The sequence below is a fragment of the Sphingomonas astragali genome, from assembly GCF_051400615.1.
GTDB lineage: Bacteria > Pseudomonadota > Alphaproteobacteria > Sphingomonadales > Sphingomonadaceae > Sphingomonas.
Window position 1 is genome coordinate 66,066 of the sequence record NZ_JBLFFH010000002.1, and the last position, 16,367, is coordinate 82,432.

General features: G+C 68.8%; 11 protein-coding genes. 8 read left to right on the forward strand and 3 right to left on the reverse strand.

Annotated elements, in window-relative coordinates; all coding sequences use genetic code 11:
- Nucleotides 1-50 precede the first annotated feature (50 nt).
- The 8 genes from ACMGER_RS08640 (at nucleotide 51) to ACMGER_RS08675 (ending at nucleotide 13,453) form a co-directional block, all read left to right on the forward strand.
- The gene (locus ACMGER_RS08640) at nucleotides 51-3,302 is read left to right on the forward strand and encodes a family 78 glycoside hydrolase catalytic domain (RefSeq protein WP_436811749.1); all 3,252 of its coding nucleotides are present in this window, start codon (nucleotides 51-53) and stop codon (nucleotides 3,300-3,302) included.
- Complete coding sequence (locus ACMGER_RS08645) at nucleotides 3,299-4,789, forward strand: carboxylesterase/lipase family protein (protein ID WP_436811750.1); 1,491 nt, start codon at nucleotides 3,299-3,301, stop codon at nucleotides 4,787-4,789. The genes ACMGER_RS08640 and ACMGER_RS08645 overlap by 4 nt, the downstream gene beginning before the upstream one ends.
- On the forward strand, nucleotides 4,786-5,670 hold the full coding sequence (locus tag ACMGER_RS08650) for an alpha/beta hydrolase (RefSeq protein WP_436811751.1): 885 nt from the start codon (nucleotides 4,786-4,788) through the stop codon (nucleotides 5,668-5,670). Before ACMGER_RS08645 ends, ACMGER_RS08650 begins: the two co-directional genes overlap by 4 nt.
- A complete protein-coding gene (locus ACMGER_RS08655; protein ID WP_436811752.1) occupies nucleotides 5,667-7,268 on the forward strand; it encodes a tannase/feruloyl esterase family alpha/beta hydrolase in 1,602 nt (533 codons plus the stop codon). The genes ACMGER_RS08650 and ACMGER_RS08655 overlap by 4 nt, the downstream gene beginning before the upstream one ends.
- Complete coding sequence (locus tag ACMGER_RS08660; RefSeq protein WP_436811753.1) at nucleotides 7,265-8,938, forward strand: AMP-binding protein; 1,674 nt, start codon at nucleotides 7,265-7,267, stop codon at nucleotides 8,936-8,938. Before ACMGER_RS08655 ends, ACMGER_RS08660 begins: the two co-directional genes overlap by 4 nt.
- A 5-nt stretch (nucleotides 8,939-8,943) precedes the next feature.
- Nucleotides 8,944-9,276, forward strand: a complete 333-nt coding sequence (locus ACMGER_RS08665) for a hypothetical protein (protein ID WP_436811754.1) — start codon at nucleotides 8,944-8,946, stop codon at nucleotides 9,274-9,276.
- 1 nt (nucleotide 9,277) lies between these two features.
- The gene (locus tag ACMGER_RS08670) at nucleotides 9,278-11,830 is read left to right on the forward strand and encodes a glycoside hydrolase family 3 C-terminal domain-containing protein (RefSeq protein WP_436811755.1); all 2,553 of its coding nucleotides are present in this window, start codon (nucleotides 9,278-9,280) and stop codon (nucleotides 11,828-11,830) included.
- Between the two features lie 111 nt (nucleotides 11,831-11,941).
- Nucleotides 11,942-13,453, forward strand: a complete 1,512-nt coding sequence (locus tag ACMGER_RS08675) for a replicative DNA helicase (protein WP_436811756.1) — start codon at nucleotides 11,942-11,944, stop codon at nucleotides 13,451-13,453.
- Between the two features lie 34 nt (nucleotides 13,454-13,487).
- Here ACMGER_RS08675 and ACMGER_RS08680 read toward each other — a convergent pair whose 3' ends face one another.
- Genes ACMGER_RS08680 through ACMGER_RS08690 form a run of 3 tightly spaced genes read right to left on the reverse strand, consistent with a single transcriptional unit; the run spans nucleotide 13,488 to nucleotide 16,300 of the window.
- Nucleotides 13,488-14,252 carry a phosphoadenylyl-sulfate reductase gene (locus ACMGER_RS08680; RefSeq protein ID WP_436811757.1) on the reverse strand — a complete coding sequence of 255 codons (765 nt, stop codon included), beginning with the start codon at nucleotides 14,250-14,252 and terminating at the stop codon, nucleotides 13,488-13,490.
- A complete protein-coding gene (locus tag ACMGER_RS08685) occupies nucleotides 14,245-14,673 on the reverse strand; it encodes a DUF934 domain-containing protein (RefSeq protein ID WP_436811758.1) in 429 nt (142 codons plus the stop codon). Before ACMGER_RS08685 ends, ACMGER_RS08680 begins: the two co-directional genes overlap by 8 nt.
- A complete protein-coding gene (locus ACMGER_RS08690; RefSeq protein ID WP_436811759.1) occupies nucleotides 14,666-16,300 on the reverse strand; it encodes a nitrite/sulfite reductase in 1,635 nt (544 codons plus the stop codon). The genes ACMGER_RS08685 and ACMGER_RS08690 overlap by 8 nt, the downstream gene beginning before the upstream one ends.
- Between the last annotated feature and the right edge of the window lie 67 nt (nucleotides 16,301-16,367).

The window sequence follows — 16,367 nt, forward strand, 5'->3', positions numbered from 1 at the left end:
GACGGTTGCCGCACTGGTCGATAGCCGGAACGGGAAGGGGCGGCTCGCATATGGACCGTCTTGTCCTGTTGGTGGGAGCAGCGGGGCTGGTGCTCGGCGCGGCGCCTGAGGCGACAGCGCCCTCTGCGCTCGAGGTCGAATATGCCGCGGCACCGCTCGGGATCGACGAGCCGGCGCCGCGGCTTGCGTGGCAGGTGCCGACGGCGCGGCAGACCGCCTATCGCATCCGCGTCGCCGACGGTCCGGAGGCACTCGCGCGGGGACGATTGGTGTGGGACAGCGGCAGGGTCGCTTCCCATGCCAATGCGCAGGTCGCCTATGCCGGGCCGCCGCTCGCGTCGCGCACGCGCTATTGGTGGCAGGTTGCGACCTGGGACGGTGAGGGACACCAGAGCGGATGGAGCACGCCCGGCTGGTGGGAGATGGGGCTGCTGAGGCCGGAGGACTGGTCCGCGCAGTGGATAGGCGGGCCGAAGCGGACCGATCATGACTGGACGGACCTGACCTTCGAGAGCGAACTGACGATGACGGGAGCGTCGCTCGACCTGATCTTCCGCGCACGGCCGATCGGCAAGACCTATGGCGAGGCCTATGTCTGGACGCTCGCCGAGGAGAAGGATGGGCCGGTCCTGATCGAACGGGTACGGCGCTATCCGGGCGGGTCGAGCTCGACGGTGAAGGTGACCGAGCTCAAGCGGGTGCCGCTGGCCGGCGTGACACTGAAGGACGTGCGGCATCGCGTGACGATCACCGCGAAGGGCCTGACGATCACCACTGCGATCGACGGGAAGACCATCGATACCCTCATCGACGGAGCGCAGGCGCGTGGCACCGTCGGCTTCGCGGCGAAGGAGGCGCGCGCGGCGGTGATCCATCGCGTGAGCGTCGCCGGCAACGGGAGTCCGACCTTTGCGACGCGGTTTGAAGCGAACGACAACGCTTTCACCGGTGGCCGCGTCGAGGCCGAAGGGCTGATCGTTTCGAGCGGGCTGCCGACGGTCGACATCGTGCTGCCGATCGAATCCCCAGCGCCGCTGCTGCGCCGCGCCTTCACCCTGCCGGCGAAGAAGATTGCGAGCGCTCGGCTCTATGTCGTTGGAGCGGGCTGGCCGAAACTGCACCTTAACGGCACGACGGTGGGCGCGAGCGCAATGGGCGCGGGCTTCACCGCCTATGACAAGCGCGTCCTCTACTATACCTATGACGTGACCGACCGGCTGCGCCCTGGGGCCAATGTGATCGGCGCGGAGCTTGGGCGCGGCTGGTATGGCCTCACCGATCCCAACGAATGGTATTTCCAGCAGGCGCCGTGGCACGCCGAGCCGGCGCTCAGGGCACAGCTCGAGGTGACCTTCGCCGACGGCGTGCGGCAGGTCGTTGCGACCGATCGGAGCTGGAGGACGATCTCGGGTCCCACGCTGGCGGATTCGATCCACCGCGGCGAACGCTATGACGCGCGGCTGCTCCCGCTGGGGTGGGACAAGCCCGGCTTCTCGGACCGACGTTGGTTGCCGGCGACGCTGGCGGACGGGCCGAAGGGCAAGCTTCGCGCTGCCAATCTGGAACCGATCGCGCCTGTCGAGACCGTCGCTCCCGTATCGCTCAAGGAAGTCAAGCCCGGCCTCTGGGTCTATGATTTCGGCCGTATCTTCGCCGGCTGGGTCGCGCTCGACGTGGCCGGGCCGAGCGGGCGTACCGTCTCGATGGCGGCGAGCGAGCGGATCGGTGACGACGGGCTGATCGTCCCCGCCTCGGGCCTGATCGACGCGCAGCTCCAGACCGATCGCTACACGCTCGCCGGCAAGGGGCGCGAGCGGTGGGAGCCGAGCTTCGGCTACCACGGTTTCCGTTACGTGCAGATCGAGGGCTTCCCCGGCACGCCGATGTTGGCGACGCTGACCGGCAAGGTCGTGCATTCTGCCGTCGCGCGGACCGGCAGCTTCGCCAGCGCCGATCCGCTGCTGGGCGAGATCGACCAGGCGGCGATCCGCACGATCCTCAACAACATGCATGGTTTCCAGACCGACACGCCCACCTATGAAAAGAACGGCTGGACCGGCGATGCCCAGGCTTCGGCCGGCGCAGCGGTGCGGAGCCTCGACGTGGCGCGGGTGTGGAGCAAGTGGCTCGCCGATTTCCCCGACGCGCAGGCGCCGGACGGCGAGCTGCCGGAGATCGTGCCGGCGACACCCTACTACGGCTATGAGAGAACGCCGGGATGGAACCTGGTATGGGGGCCGACGACGCCGTGGGACGTCGCGGCGATGATCCTGCCCTGGGAGCTCTACCAGACCTATGGCGACGCCCGCGCATTGGAGCGGATGCACGAGGTGCAGCGGAGGCTGGTCGACTATACCGCCACCAAGTTCGCCGCGCCCGACTTTCGCGGACCCAGTATCTCGCTCAGCGAGTGGAGCGCGCCGGGCGCGCTCGACTTCATGAACGCGCGCGGCGGCGGGATCGACGCGGTGACCAGCGCCTATTTCTTCCTCGAGACGAAGCTGCTCGCGCAATCGTCGCGGGTGATCGGCAAGGCTGCCGATGCGGAGCGCTACGGCGCGCTCGCCGAGGCGATCCGGGCGGCCTACAACAAGCGCTACTGGGACGACGCGCGTGGCTGGTACCGCACCGTCGGCGACACGGGCACGGCAGGCAAACCGACGCAGATCCAGAACGTGCTCGCGCTCGCCTTCGGCATGGCGCCCGCGGGGCGCGAGCAATCGGTCGCCGATGCGATCGCCGCCGATGTCGCGGCGCAGGGGCTGAAGACCGGAGTGTTCGGCACCCGCTACCTGCTCGACCTGCTCAGCGACTACGGCCATGCCGATCTCGCCTACAAGATCGCCACGCGCACCGACGAGCCGAGCTGGGGCTTCTGGCTCGCCAACGGGCATAAGACGATGCTCGAGAGCTGGAGCCTCGGCTCGCGCTCGCGCGATCATCACTATTTCGGCTCGATCGCCGATTGGCTGCGGCAACGGCTCGCGGGACTGCGGCCGGGGGCACCGGGATATCGCACGGTGCTGGTGCGGCCGGCGATACCGGCAGGGCTCGCCTGGGCCTCGGCGACGATGGCAACGCCGCAGGGTGAGGCGACGTCGGCGTGGAAGGTCGAGGATGGCCGGCTGACGCTGACCGCGACTGTCCCGATGAACAGCGCGGGCGAAGTGTGGGTGCCGACCCGTTTCGGCGCGGTCACCGGCGTCCCGGCGGGCGCGATGCGGATGCGGGAGGAGAAGGGTTCCGTCGTCTACAGCGTCGGCGCCGGCACGTTCGAGTTCACCACGGGAGGAGCGCGATGAGAGCGATGATGCCGGCGCTGGCGGTGCTGCTGATGGCGGCATCCCCGGTCGCGACGACCGACAGCGGTGCGCTGCGCGGCGCCGAGGCGGAGGGAGTCGCGAGCTTCAAGGGGGTTCCCTATGCCGCGGTTCCGATAGGCCCGCTGCGCTGGCACGCCCCCGAGCCTGCTGCGCCATGGCAGGGCGTGCGCGACGCGACCGCGCTCGGCAGCGACTGCTTCCAGGTGCGGCTGCCAGGCGACAAGGCCAACACCAGCCAGCCTATGAGCGAGAACTGCCTGTTCCTCAACGTCTGGACGCCGAAGCCGCGGGCGGGCGCGAAGCTGCCGGTGATGGTGTGGATCCACGGCGGCGGCTTCACCAACGGCAGCGGCGGGGCAGCGATCCTCGACGGCAGCCGGCTCGCAGCGCGCGGCGTGGTGGTGGTGACGTTCAACTACCGGCTCGGCCGCTTCGGCTTCTTCGCGCATCCGGCGCTGACGCGGGAGAGCGGGGCCGGGCCGACCGGCAACTGGGGGCTGATGGACCAGATCGCCGCGCTGCAATGGGTCAAACGCAACATCGCGGCGTTCGGGGGCGACCCCGGCAACGTTACCATCTTCGGCGAATCCGCGGGCGGGGAATCGGTCAACCGGTTGATGACGTCGCCGGCGGCCAAGGGGCTGTTCGCCAAGGGGATCGTCGCATCCGGCGGCGGGCGCAACAGCTGGCCGAGCCTCGCCGAGGCGGAGGCGAAGGGCGTGGCCTTCGCCAGGGACGCGGGCGTGGCAGGGGACGACCTCGCCGCGCTGCGCGCGATCCCCGCCGAGACCGTCCTCGGCAAGATCAACTTCATCAGCCCCGACGAGGCCCGCTATTCGGGCCCGATCACCGACGGACGCATCGTGACGGGCGACGCCGACGTTCTGTTCGCCGCGGGCAAGCAGGCGCGTATCCCCTATGTCGTCGGGTCGAACAGCGACGAGCTGGGCTTCATCCCGGCGCCGTTCCTCGCCGGTTTCAACGCCAAGGCCACCGTGGAACTGGGTGCGGGTGCAGAGGCGGTGCGCGCCGCCTACGGCTCGCCCGCCGCCTATGACCGGCATATCGCCAGCGATTTCGCCTTCACCGAGCCGGCGCTGGCCCTGGCGCGGCGGCACGCCAAGGTGGCGCCGACCTGGCTCTATCGCTTCGGCTATGTCGCGGAGGCCAGGCGCAAGCCCGATTTCGGCGCCTCGCACGCGACCGACGTGGCCTATCAGTTCGACAATCTCGACAAGGCCGGCGAGCCGGCGAGCGCGGCGGATCAGGCCGTCGCCGGCGCATTGGCGGATCGCTGGGTGCGCTTCGCCAGGACCGGCGATCCCGGCTGGCCGCGCTTTGCCGGCGCGGCGCCGGTCAAGCTTTCGATCGGCAACGGCAAGACCGAGCCGGTCCCGGCCGCCGAGCCGCCGATCGCCGCGATCGAGACGGCGCGGGACGCGGCCAAGCATGGAGGCGCGAAATGATGCGGAAATGGGCGGTCGCGCTGTCGGCGCTGACGCTGCTGATCGGCTGCGCGAACGCCAGCGCGAGCGAGGGCGAGCGGATCAAGCTGTCGCCTGCGGGCCCGGCCGGCACGATCGGTGCAGCGAAGCCGGAGACCACGGACGGATCGCTGTTCTTCGGCGCCATTACCCGCAACGTCAGCGAACCTTCGCTCAGCGTGTTCCCGGCCGACCCGGCGACCGCCAACGGCACCGGCGTGGTGATCGCGCCGGGCGGCGGCTTCCACATGCTGTCGATCGACAATGAGGGGATCGGCGTCGCGAAGTGGCTCAATGGCCTGGGCGTCACCGCCTTCGTGCTGCGCTATCGGCTGGTGCCGACCGGCAGCGAGTTTCCCGCCTCGCTGATCAGGCTGCTCGGCAACATCGACCAGCTCAAGGCGACGGTGGCGCCGCTGAAGCCGCTCGACACCGCCGACGGCGAGGCGGCGATGGCCTATGTCCGCGCCAATGCCGCCAAATACGGGATCAGGCCTGGGCGGCTGGGGATGATGGGCTTCTCCGCCGGCGGGGCGGTGACAATGTGGACGACGCTCGCCGACCAGCCGCGGAGCCGGCCGGATTTCGTGATCGCCGTCTATCCGGGCCTTGTCGGCGATAGCATCGCGGTGCCCGCCAAGGCGCCGCCGCTGCTCGCGATCGTGGCGGAGGACGACAAGCTGGCCGGCGAGGACGCCGGCCGCATCGTGAAGGCGTGGACCGACGGCGGCGCCGACGCGACGCTCGTCACCTATCCGGACGGCGGCCACGGCTTCGGCATCGCCAAGAAGGGCAAGGCATCCGACGCCTGGACCGAGCGGACGCAGCAATGGCTGCAAGCGAAGGGGTTGCTGGGCAAATGATCAGGATCGTTCCACCGCTGCTGCTGGGAGCGGCGGCACTCGCTCCGAGCGTCGCCGGCACCGAGACCGTTGCCGCACCGGCGCAGGCGGGTTTCAAGGCGGCGGATTGCGCTGCGCTTACTGGAATGCCGATCGCAAACGGCCGGATCGAGAGCGCTGCGATGGTGGCCAAGGGCACGCCGGTGATAACAGAGGAGGGCAAGCCCGGCCTGCCGGCGCAGGCGAGCTTCTGCCGTGTCCAGGCGGTGCTGACGCCGGTGCCGCGGTCGAACATCAGGATCGAGGTGTGGCTGCCCGAAGCGGCGACGTGGAACGGCAAGATGGTGGGCGCCGGCAACGGCGGGTTCGGCGGCAGCCTGACGCTGTCTTCGCTGACGATGCACGGCGTGCTGGCCAAGGGCTATGCGACGGCGGGCACCGACCTGGGCCATGTCGGCACCGGCGACACCGACGGCAAATGGGCGCTGAACGAGCCCGAGCGGATCACCGACTTCGGCCATCGCGCCAACCATCTCACCGCAAACCTGGCGAAGGCGGTGATCGCCGCCTTCTATCCGCGCCAGCTCAAGGCGGCCTATTTCCAGGGCTGTTCCGACGGCGGGCGTGAGGCGCTGATGGAGGCGCAGCGTTACCCCAACGACTATGACGCGATCATCGCGGGCGCGCCAGCCAACGCCTGGACGCGGATGATGACCGGTTTCATGGCCAATGAGCGCGCGGTGTTCGCCCGGCCCGAGTCCGCGATTCCAAATGCCAAGCTCAAGCTTCTGCAGGACGCGGCGCTCGCGAAGTGCGACGCGGCCGACGGCGTCAAGGACGAGGTGATCGACGATCCCAGAAGCTGCGGCGTCGACCCGGCGGTGCTCCAGTGCAAGGCGGGCGACGCCGCCGACTGCCTGACCGCGCCGCAGGTCGCCGCGGCGCGGGCGCTCTATCGTGGCGCGGTCGACGACAAGGGCAGCGTGTTCTTCCCCGGCACGATGCCCGGCGCCGAAGCCTTTCCCGGCACCTGGGACATGTGGCTGACGGGCCCCAAGGCGCAGCACGGCATCTTCGCGACCGAATTCTTCCGCTACATGGTCCATTCGGACCCGAACTGGCAGCCGGCGCAGTTCGACCTGAGCCGCGACTATGCCTTGGCTAAGACGCGGATGGCGCCGATCCTCGACAGCGACAACCCGGACATGACGCCCTTCATCAAGCGTGGCGGCAAGCTGATCCTCTATCACGGCTGGAACGATGCCGCGATCGCGCCGGAGAACACTATCGAATATTACCAGGCGGTGCTGAAGAAGACGCCGGGCGCGGCGCAATCGGTGCGCCTGTTCATGGTGCCGGGCATGTCGCACTGCCTGGGCGGGCCGGGCGCGAGCATCTTCGACGCGCTGACCCCGCTCGACAGGTGGCGCCAGGGCGGCTCCGCGCCCGAGACGATGGTCGCGACCAAGTACGACAACGACCTGTTCGCCTATCTCGGCCTGCCGGCCAAGCCGGTGCGGACGCGGCCGCTGTGCGCCTATCCGAAGGTCGCGAAGTGGACCGGCAGCGGATCGACCGACGATGCGGCCAACTTCAGCTGCGTGGCGCCGAAATCGTGACCGCGCTCATCCTCAGCCAAGTGCGGGGCGCGTCGGAGCCGCCGCTGATCGAGCATACGATCGGCACGGCGCTGGTGCTCGCCGCCGCGCGTTGGGGGGAGCGGGAGGCGCTGGTCTCGGTGGAGCAGGGGGTGCGGCTGAGCTTCGCCGAGCTGCTGGCGCGGGCCGACGATTTCGCGGCGGGGCTGCTGGCGCTGGGGCTGGAGCCGGGCGACCGTATCGGCATCTGGGCGCCCAATTGCGTCGAATGGACGATTACCCAGTTCGCCGCGGCGCGTGCCGGGCTGGTGCTGGTGACGATCAACCCCGCCTATCGCGTCACCGAAGCGGCGTTCGCGATCAACAAGGTCGGCCTGTCGGCGCTGGTGCTGGCCGAGCGGTTCAGGACCAGCGACTATGGCGCGATGCTGCGCGAGATGGCCCCGGGCGCGCTGCCGGGCGAGCGGCTGCCGACGCTGCGCCATGCGATCCAGATCGGCGGCACGCCGCCCGCAAGCTGGCTGGCATTCGATGAGGTGGCGGCCTCCGCCGGTGCCGCCGATCGCGAGTGGCTCGGCGCGCTCGGCGAGACGCTGCAGAGCACCGATGCGGCCAACATCCAGTTCACCAGCGGCACCACCGGCTTGCCCAAGGGGGCGACGCTCAGCCATCGCAACATCCTCAACAACGGCTATTTCGTCGGCCGCGCACAGGCGCTGACGGCTGAGGATCGCATCTGCATCCCGGTGCCGCTCTACCATTGCTTCGGGATGGTGATGGCCAATCTCGCCAGCATCACTCATGGCGCGGCGATGGTCTATCCGAGCGCCGGGTTCGATCCCGATGCGGCGCTCAGGGCGGTGGAAATGGAGCGCTGCACCGCGCTCTACGGCGTGCCGACGATGTTCATCGCCATGCTCGCGCATCCCGAGTTCGACCGCTTCGACTTCGGCTCGCTGCGCACCGGCGTCATGGCAGGCGCGGTCTGTCCCGAGCCGCTGATGCGGCAGGTGATCGAGCGGCTGCACATGCGCGACGTCACCATCGCCTACGGCATGACCGAGACCAGCCCGGTCAGCTTCCAGACCGCGATCGACGATCCCGTGGAGCGCCGTATCGGCTCGATCGGCCGGGTGCAGCCGCACCTCGAATGCAAGATCGTCGATGAGGCGGGGGAGCTGGTGCCGACCGGCACGCCGGGGGAGCTGTGCACCCGCGGCTATTCGGTGATGCTCGGCTATTGGGACGAGCCCGCGAAGACCGCCGAGGTGATCGATGCGGAGGGCTGGATGCACTCGGGTGACCTCGCGGTGATCGACGCGGAGGGCTACGGCACCGTCGTCGGCCGCCTCAAGGACATGGTGATCCGCGGCGGCGAGAACATCTACCCGCGCGAGATCGAGGAGTATCTCTACGGCCATCCCGCAGTCGAGGACGTGACCGTAGTCGGCGTGCCCGACGAGAGGATGGGCGAGGAACTGTGCGCCTGGATTCGCCTCCGCCTCGGCGCAGTCGGCGACGCGGAGGACATCCGCGCTTTCTGCCGTGGCCGTATCGCCCACTACAAGATTCCCCGCCACATCCGTTTCGTCGACGCCTTTCCGACGACGGTGACCGGCAAGATCCAGAAATACCTGATCCGCGAGGCGATGATCGCCGAACTCGAAAGCGCCACTTCCAACGAAGGATGAATGCCATGAAGCGCCTGATTGCGACCGTATTGCTCGTCTCTGCTGCTCCGCTAGCCGCGCAGACCACACCGGCGCCCGCTGCGCCGGTCCCGGCCGCACCGGCAGCGGCTGCACCGGCGACGACGGCCAAATTCTCGACCCAGACGCCGATCCAGGACCTCGCCGCCGACGCGGCAGCCAAGGCGGTGCTGGAGAAGGACGTGCCGGGCCTCACCGCGCGGCCCGAATATGAGATGTTCAAGGGAATGAGCCTCAGGCAGCTCCAGGCCTATTCGGACGGCAAGCTCACCGACGAGCTGCTGGCCAAGGTCGACGCCGATCTCGCGGCGATCAAGTAGGATGGCGCTAACTCGGGGGCCGGGCGGCATCGCTCTCTCCGCGCTTGCGCTTGCGCTCGGCGGGCCGGCGGCGGCACAGTCGGATGCGCGGTCGATCTATCGCGACAAGGCTGCGCCTGTCGACGGGCGCGTCGACGACCTGGTGGCGCGACTGACGCTCGACGAGAAGGTGTCGTTGCTCGCGGGCGCCTCGGGAATGACATTGCACGCGATACCGCGGCTCGGCATCCCTGAATTCCGCATGACCGACGGGCCGACCGGCGTGCGCTCGCCCGAGGGCAAACCGGCGACGGTGTTCCCGACCGCGGTCTCGCTGGCGGCGACCTGGAATCCGGAGGTCACCCGCGCGGTCGGCGATGCGATTGCGGAGGAGGCGCGCGGCTATGGCGCGTCGCTGCTGCTTGCGCCGACGGTCAACATCGTCCGCACGCCGCGCTGGGGGCGCAACTTCGAGACCTATTCGGAGGACCCGCTGCTCGCGGGCAGGCTGGCGCTCGGCTATGTCGAGGGCGTGCAGGCGCAGGGCGTCGGCGTCTCGATCAAGCACTTCGCCGCCAACAACCAGGAGACCAACCGCTTCGTCGTCGATTCGATCGTCGACGAGCGGCCGCTTCGCGAAATCTACCTACCCGCGTTCGAGACGGTGATGAAGGCGGCCGACCCCTGGTCGGTGATGGCATCGTACAACAAGCTCGGCGGCACCTATGCCAGCGAGAACCGCTGGCTGCTGACCGACCTGCTCAAGAAGGAATGGGGCTTCAAGGGATTCGTCGTGTCCGACTGGGGCGCGACGCATTCGACCGTGGCGGCGGCGAACGCCGGGCTCGACGTCGAGATGCCGGGACCGCCCAGATATTTCGGCGAGAAGCTGATAGCGGCAGTGAAGGCGGGCGAGGTCAGCCAGATGCAGCTCGACGACAATGTCCGACGCGTCGTGCGGGCAATCGTGCGGAGCGGCATCCTCGACGGCGGCCCGGCCAAGGGCGAGATCGGCGGGAAGCGGCACGAAGCGGTGGCGCGTGCGGCGGCGGACGAGGCGGTCGTGCTGCTCAAGAACGCGGGCGTGCTGCCGCTGAAGCCGGGCATCAAGACGCTGGCGGTGATCGGGCCCAACGCTGCGGTCGCGCGCATCCAGGGCGGCGGCAGCTCGGCGGTGGTGCCTTTCGCCAGGCTCCAGACTCCGCTCGACGCGATCAGGGCAGCGCTGCCAGGCGTCGAGGTGATCTACGAAAAGGGCGTCGACAACGAAGAGGTGCCGCCTGCCGCCGATCCGAAATTGTTCAGCCCGGTTGCAGATCGCGCCGAACCGGGGCTCAAGGCCAGCTATTTCGCCACCAACGACTTCGCGGGCCTGCCCACGCGCACTGAGCTCGCGACCGATTTCAGCAAGCGGATCAGCGGCAATGTCGCCGGGCCGCAGGCGGCCGGCTACGCGGCGCTGCGCTGGGAAGGGCTGTTCTGGCCGCCAGAGACCGGCCCCTATGAGTTCAGCGTGCGCGGCACCGGTTCGGCGACGCTGACGCTCGACGGCAGGACGATCATCGACAAGGCGACGCCGAGCACGCCCGACAATCGCGACGTGATCGGCTTCCCGGTGCCGCGGCGGACGGTGACGGTCGAGCTGGAGGCGGGGAAATCCTATCCGGTGCGGCTCGACTATGTGACCGGGCGCACGCCCTACGAGCTGCTGGCGTTCGGCGTGCGCACGCCGCGGCCGAGCTTCGACGCGGCGGTGGCGGCGGCGAAGCGGGCCGATGCGGCGGTGGTGATCGTCGGGTCCTCGTCGCTGACCGAGGGCGAAGGCTACGACCGGGCGACGATCGACCTGCCGGGCGAGCAGGACAGGCTGGTCGAGGCGATCGCGGCCGCCAATCCGAGCGCGGCGGTGGTGATCAATGCCGGCGCGGCGATGACGATGCCTTGGATCGACCGGGTTCCGGCGGTGGTCGACATGTTCCTGCCGGGACAGGGCGGCGCGGCCGCGCTTGCCGGCGTGCTGACCGGCAAGGTCAACCCGTCGGGCAAGCTGCCGGTGACCTTTCCGGCCAGGAGCAGCGACGACGCGATCGACCTCAAGAGCGCCAAGAGCCAATATGCCGAGGGCCTGCTGGTCGGCTATCGCGGCTATGAGGCGCGTGGCGTGAAGCCGCTGTTCGCCTTCGGCCATGGCCTCTCGTACACCAGCTTCGCCTATTCGGGGCTGAGCGGACCGGCGAGGGTGAAGGCAGGCGCATCGGTGAAGGTGCGATTCACGCTGCGCAACACGGGCAGGATTGCGGGCAAGGAAGTCGTCCAGATCTACGTCGCTCCGGAGGAGCGAGCGGAGAACGAGCCGGTCAAACAACTCAAGGGCTTCACCAAGGTCGCACTGGCGCCGGGCGAGAGCCGGCCGGTCGAGCTGATGCTCGATCCGCGCGCCTTCGCGGGTTGGGACATGGAGACGCACCGCTGGGTGGCGAGGGGCGGAGCGTACCAGCTGCTTGTCGGCGGTGCTTCGGACGACATCCGGCTCCGCAAGCCGATCCAGATCATCGATTCGGCACCGGTGCCCTGATCCTCCCGCGAGGGAGAAGCTGCCGTTCGAGGAGCTCGGCGCGGCGCTTTCCCCGTGTTCCACAGCCCATCAGCGGTTGAGGACGGCGGCCATTGATGAGATGAGGGCGCGATGGCCACGCTCCTCCACGCCAATGACGCCGCCGTGCCCGCGGCGCAGCAGCTTCCGCAGAATGTGGAGGCGGAGGCGGCGCTGCTCGGCGCGATGATGATCGACAACCGTCTCGCGGACGACATCGTCGACCGGCTGGAGCCGCAGCATTTCTACGAGCCGCTCCACGGCCGCGTCTTCGAGGCGATCCGGCGGCTGCGCTCGACCGACCAGCTCGCCACGCCCGTGACGCTCCGCCCGCTGTTCGACGGCGACGAGGCGATGCGCGAGCTCGGCGGCCCCGCCTATCTCGCCAAGCTGACCGGCAGCGGGGCGGGGCTGATCGGCGCGCGGCAGTTCGCGCAGCAGATCTACGACCTCGCCATGCTGCGCGCGCTGGTGACGGTCGGGCGCGAGTTGGTCGGCCGCGCGATGGACACCAGCGAGGAGGTTAATCCGCGCGCCCAGATCGAGGCGGCGGAAGCGGCGCTGTTCAACGTCGCGAGCGAGGGCAACGCCGACGGCGCGGTCAAGACCTTCGCCCAGGCGACCACCCTGGCGGTCAGGATGGCCGAGAAGGCGCTCAACGCCGGCGGCGGCCTCTCCGGCGTCACCACCGGCTTCGATTCGATCAACGCACGCACGGGCGGCCTGCACCATTCGGACCTGATGATCCTCGCCGGCCGTCCGGGTATGGGCAAGACCTCGCTCGCCACCAACATCGCCTTCAACACTGCGCGGCGCTGGATGGACGACATGCGCATCGGCATCCCGCCCGAGCGCTCGACCGGCGCCAAGGTCGCCTTCTTCAGCCTGGAAATGTCGGCCGACCAGCTGGCGACGCGCATCCTGTCGGAACAGGCGCGGATCAGCTCGGAGGCGCTGCGCATGGGCAAGATCAGCAAGGCCGAGTTCCACCAGCTCGCTGACGCTGCGGCGGACCTCGAGACCCTGCCCCTGTTCATCGACGACACCGCCGGCCTGTCGATCAGCGGACTGCACACGCGCGTGCGGCGGCTCCAGCGCCGGCAGAACAACGAGATCGGGCTGGTCGTGGTCGACTATCTCCAGCTGCTGTCGGGCAGTGGTCGCGGATCGAACGACAACCGCGTGCAGGAGATTTCAGAAATCTCGCGCGGTCTCAAGACCTTGGCCAAGGACTTGAACGTACCGGTGCTGGCGCTGTCGCAGCTCAGCCGCGCGGTCGAGCAGCGCGAGGACAAGCGGCCGCAGCTCTCGGACCTGCGCGAGTCGGGCTCGATCGAGCAGGACGCCGACATGGTATGGTTCGTCTATCGCGAGGACTATTACGTCGCCTCGCGCGAGCCCAAGCGGCCGCGGGACGGCGACGACCCCAAGGTCTTCGACGACCATGCCAAATGGGCGCTCGACATGGAGCGCGTGTTCGGTCTCGCCGAGCTGATCATCGCGAAGCAGCGCCACGGCGCGACCGGCAAGGTGACGCTGAAGTTCGAGCCGAACATCACCCGCTTCAGCGATTATGCGGGCGAGAACTACGCGCCGATGGATTGAGTCATAGCTCCTCCCCGTGCCGGGGAGGAGCTAGCTAGAACGACGGCTGCTCAGGATCGCCGTCCTCGACCGGGGTGTGGATGCCGCACTCGGTCTTTTCCCAACCCCGCCAGCGGCCGGCGCGCGGGTCCTCGCCCGGCTTCACCTTGCTGGTGCAGGGGGCACAGCCGATCGAGGCATAGCCTTCGGCCTCCAGCGGATGGCGAGGGAGGTCGTGTTCGGCGAAATAGGTGTCGATGTCGGCCTTGGTCCAGCTTGCGAGCGGATTCACCTTCAGCTGGTCGCCGTCGAGCTCGAAGCGGGGCAGGGCGGCGCGGGTGCTCGCCTGGAAGGCCTTGCGGCCGGTGATGCTGGCGTCGAAACGGCCAAGCGCCTTCTCCAGCGGCTTGACCTTGCGCAGCTCGCAGCAGCCGTCGGGATCGTAGGACCAGCGCAGGCCGGCATCGTCCCGGGCGGCCAGATCGGCCGCGTCGGGCGTGAGGATGCGAAGATCGGTCAGGCCCAGGCGCCCGGCGAGCTCGTCACGATAGGCGAGCGTTTCCGGGAAATGCTTGCCGGTATCGAGGAACAGCACCGGTACCGACGGATCGATGCTGGCGACGAGGTGCAGCAGCACCGCCGATTCGGTGCCGAAGGACGAGACCAGCGCGACCTCGCCCAGCATGTGCTCGGAAAGCAGCGTACGCAGCATCGCCGGCGTGTCGGTGCCGCGGAACATGTTGTTGAGCCGCACCGCATCGGCCGCGGTCCAGCGCGGCGTCAGGTCGATGCGGTCGAGCTTGCGCGCGGCTTCAGCCATGACGGAGCTTCCACACCGGCACCGCGTCGTCGGCGGCGTGCTGATAGACATAGCCGTAGCGGTTGAGCGCGGCGTCGAGCACCTCGGGATCGATCGGCGCGTTGGGCGCGAAGCTGTCGAAGCCGCAGCGGCGCATGAACAGCATCTGATCGACCAGCACGTCGCCCGACGCACGGATCTCGCCCGTGTACCCGGCCTCGCGCAGGATTCGCGCCGAGCTGTAGCCGCGCCCGTCGCGGAAGCGGGGGAAGTCGATCTCGACCAGCGCCAGCCGATCGAGATGCGGAATCAGCAGTCGCGCGTCCTCGCCCGCCTCGATGCGGACGGCGGTAGCATTGGACTGACCGAGGAAAGCGTCGATCGAGACCGCGGGCTCCTCGTGCACGGGATCGTCGCGGAAGCGGAGGTTGTTCTCAACCATAGATCGCCTCCTTGAACGGTTCCAGGCCGATGCGACGGTAGGTGTCGAGGAAACGCTCGCCCTCGGTGCGCTCGCGGAGGTAGACGCTGGTCGCCCGCTCCACCGCGTCCACCACCCCGTCCTCGTCGAAGCCGGGACCAGTGATCTTGGCCTGCGACGTATCCTCTGCGCCGGAGCCGCCGAGCAGCAGCTGGTAGTTCTCGGTGCCCTTACGATCCACGCCGAGGATGCCGATGTGGCCGGCATGGTGGTGGCCGCAGGCGTTGATGCAGCCCGAGATCTTGATCTTGAGCTCGCCCAGCTCGAGCTGGCGGTCCATGTCGACGAAACGCTGCGCGATCTTCTGCGCGACCGGGATCGAGCGGGCGTTGGCGAGGCTGCAATAGTCGAGCCCGGGGCAGGCGATGATGTCGGTCACCAGGTCGAGGTTGACGTTCGCCAGCCCAGCCGCGTCGAGCGCCTGCCAGACGGTATGGAGGTCGGTCTTGCGGACGTGCGGCAGCACCAGGTTCTGCGCGTGGGTCGCGCGGAGCTCGTCGAAGCTGTAGCGCTCGGCGAGGTCGGCGACGACCTCCATCTGCTCGGCCGAGATGTCGCCGGGGATGCCGCCGATCGGCTTCAGGCTGATGTTGACGATGGCATAGCCCGGCGCCTTGTGGCGGATGGTCTGGCGATCGGCCCAGAGCGCGAACTCGGGGTCGGAACGGTCGATCTCGTCCGACAGCCCGGTCTCGAACGGCGGCGGCGCGAAATAGGCGGCGATCCGGTCGTACTCGGCCTGGGGGAAATCGGTGGCGAGCGTCAGGAAGTGCCGGAACTCCTCCTCGACCTGGCGGCGGAATTCCTCCTCGCCGAGCTCGTGGACGAGGATCTTCATCCGCTGCTTGTGGATGTTGTCGCGGCGGGCGTGGCGGTTCCAGACGCGCAGCACCGCCTGGAGATAGGAGAAGATCTGTCCGGCCGGCAGGAATTCGCGGATGCGATAGGCGATGATTGGCGTGCGGCCCATGCCGCCGCCGGCGAACACCTCGAAGCCCTGCTCGCCCGCCTCGTTCCGGACGATGCGCAGCGCGAAGTCGTGCCAGCGCAGCGCTGCGCGGTCCTCGTCGGCGGCGATCACCGCGATCTTGAACTTGCGCGGCAGATAGCTGAACTCGGGATGGAAGGTGCTCGCCTGGCGCAGCAGCTCGGCCCAGGGGCGGGGATCGCAGATCTCGTCCGCGGCGGCGCCGGCGTACTGGTCGGCCGAGATGTTGCGGATGCTCTCGCCCGAGGTCTGGATCGCGTGCATCTCGACCGTGGCGAGCTCGGCGAGGATGTCGGGCGCTTCCTCCAGCTTGATCCAGTTGTACTGGATGTTCTGGCGCGTCGTGAAATGCCCGTAGCCGCGGTCGTAGCGCCGCGCGACGTGCGCGAGCTTGCGCATCTGGCGCGAGTCGAGCGTGCCATAGGGGATGGCGACGCGCAGCATATAGGCGTGGAGCTGGAGGTAGAGGCCGTTCTTGAGCCGGAGCGGCTTGAACTGGTCGTCGTTCATCGCCCCGGCGATGCGGCGGGCGACCTGGTCGCGGAACTCCTCGACGCGCGCGTCGACGATCGCCTGGTCGTACTGGTCGTAGCGGTACATGGCTTACCTCGTCATCCCGGCGAAGGCCGGGATCTCGTGCCGCAAGCGTACGGCGTGTGGAGGGAGA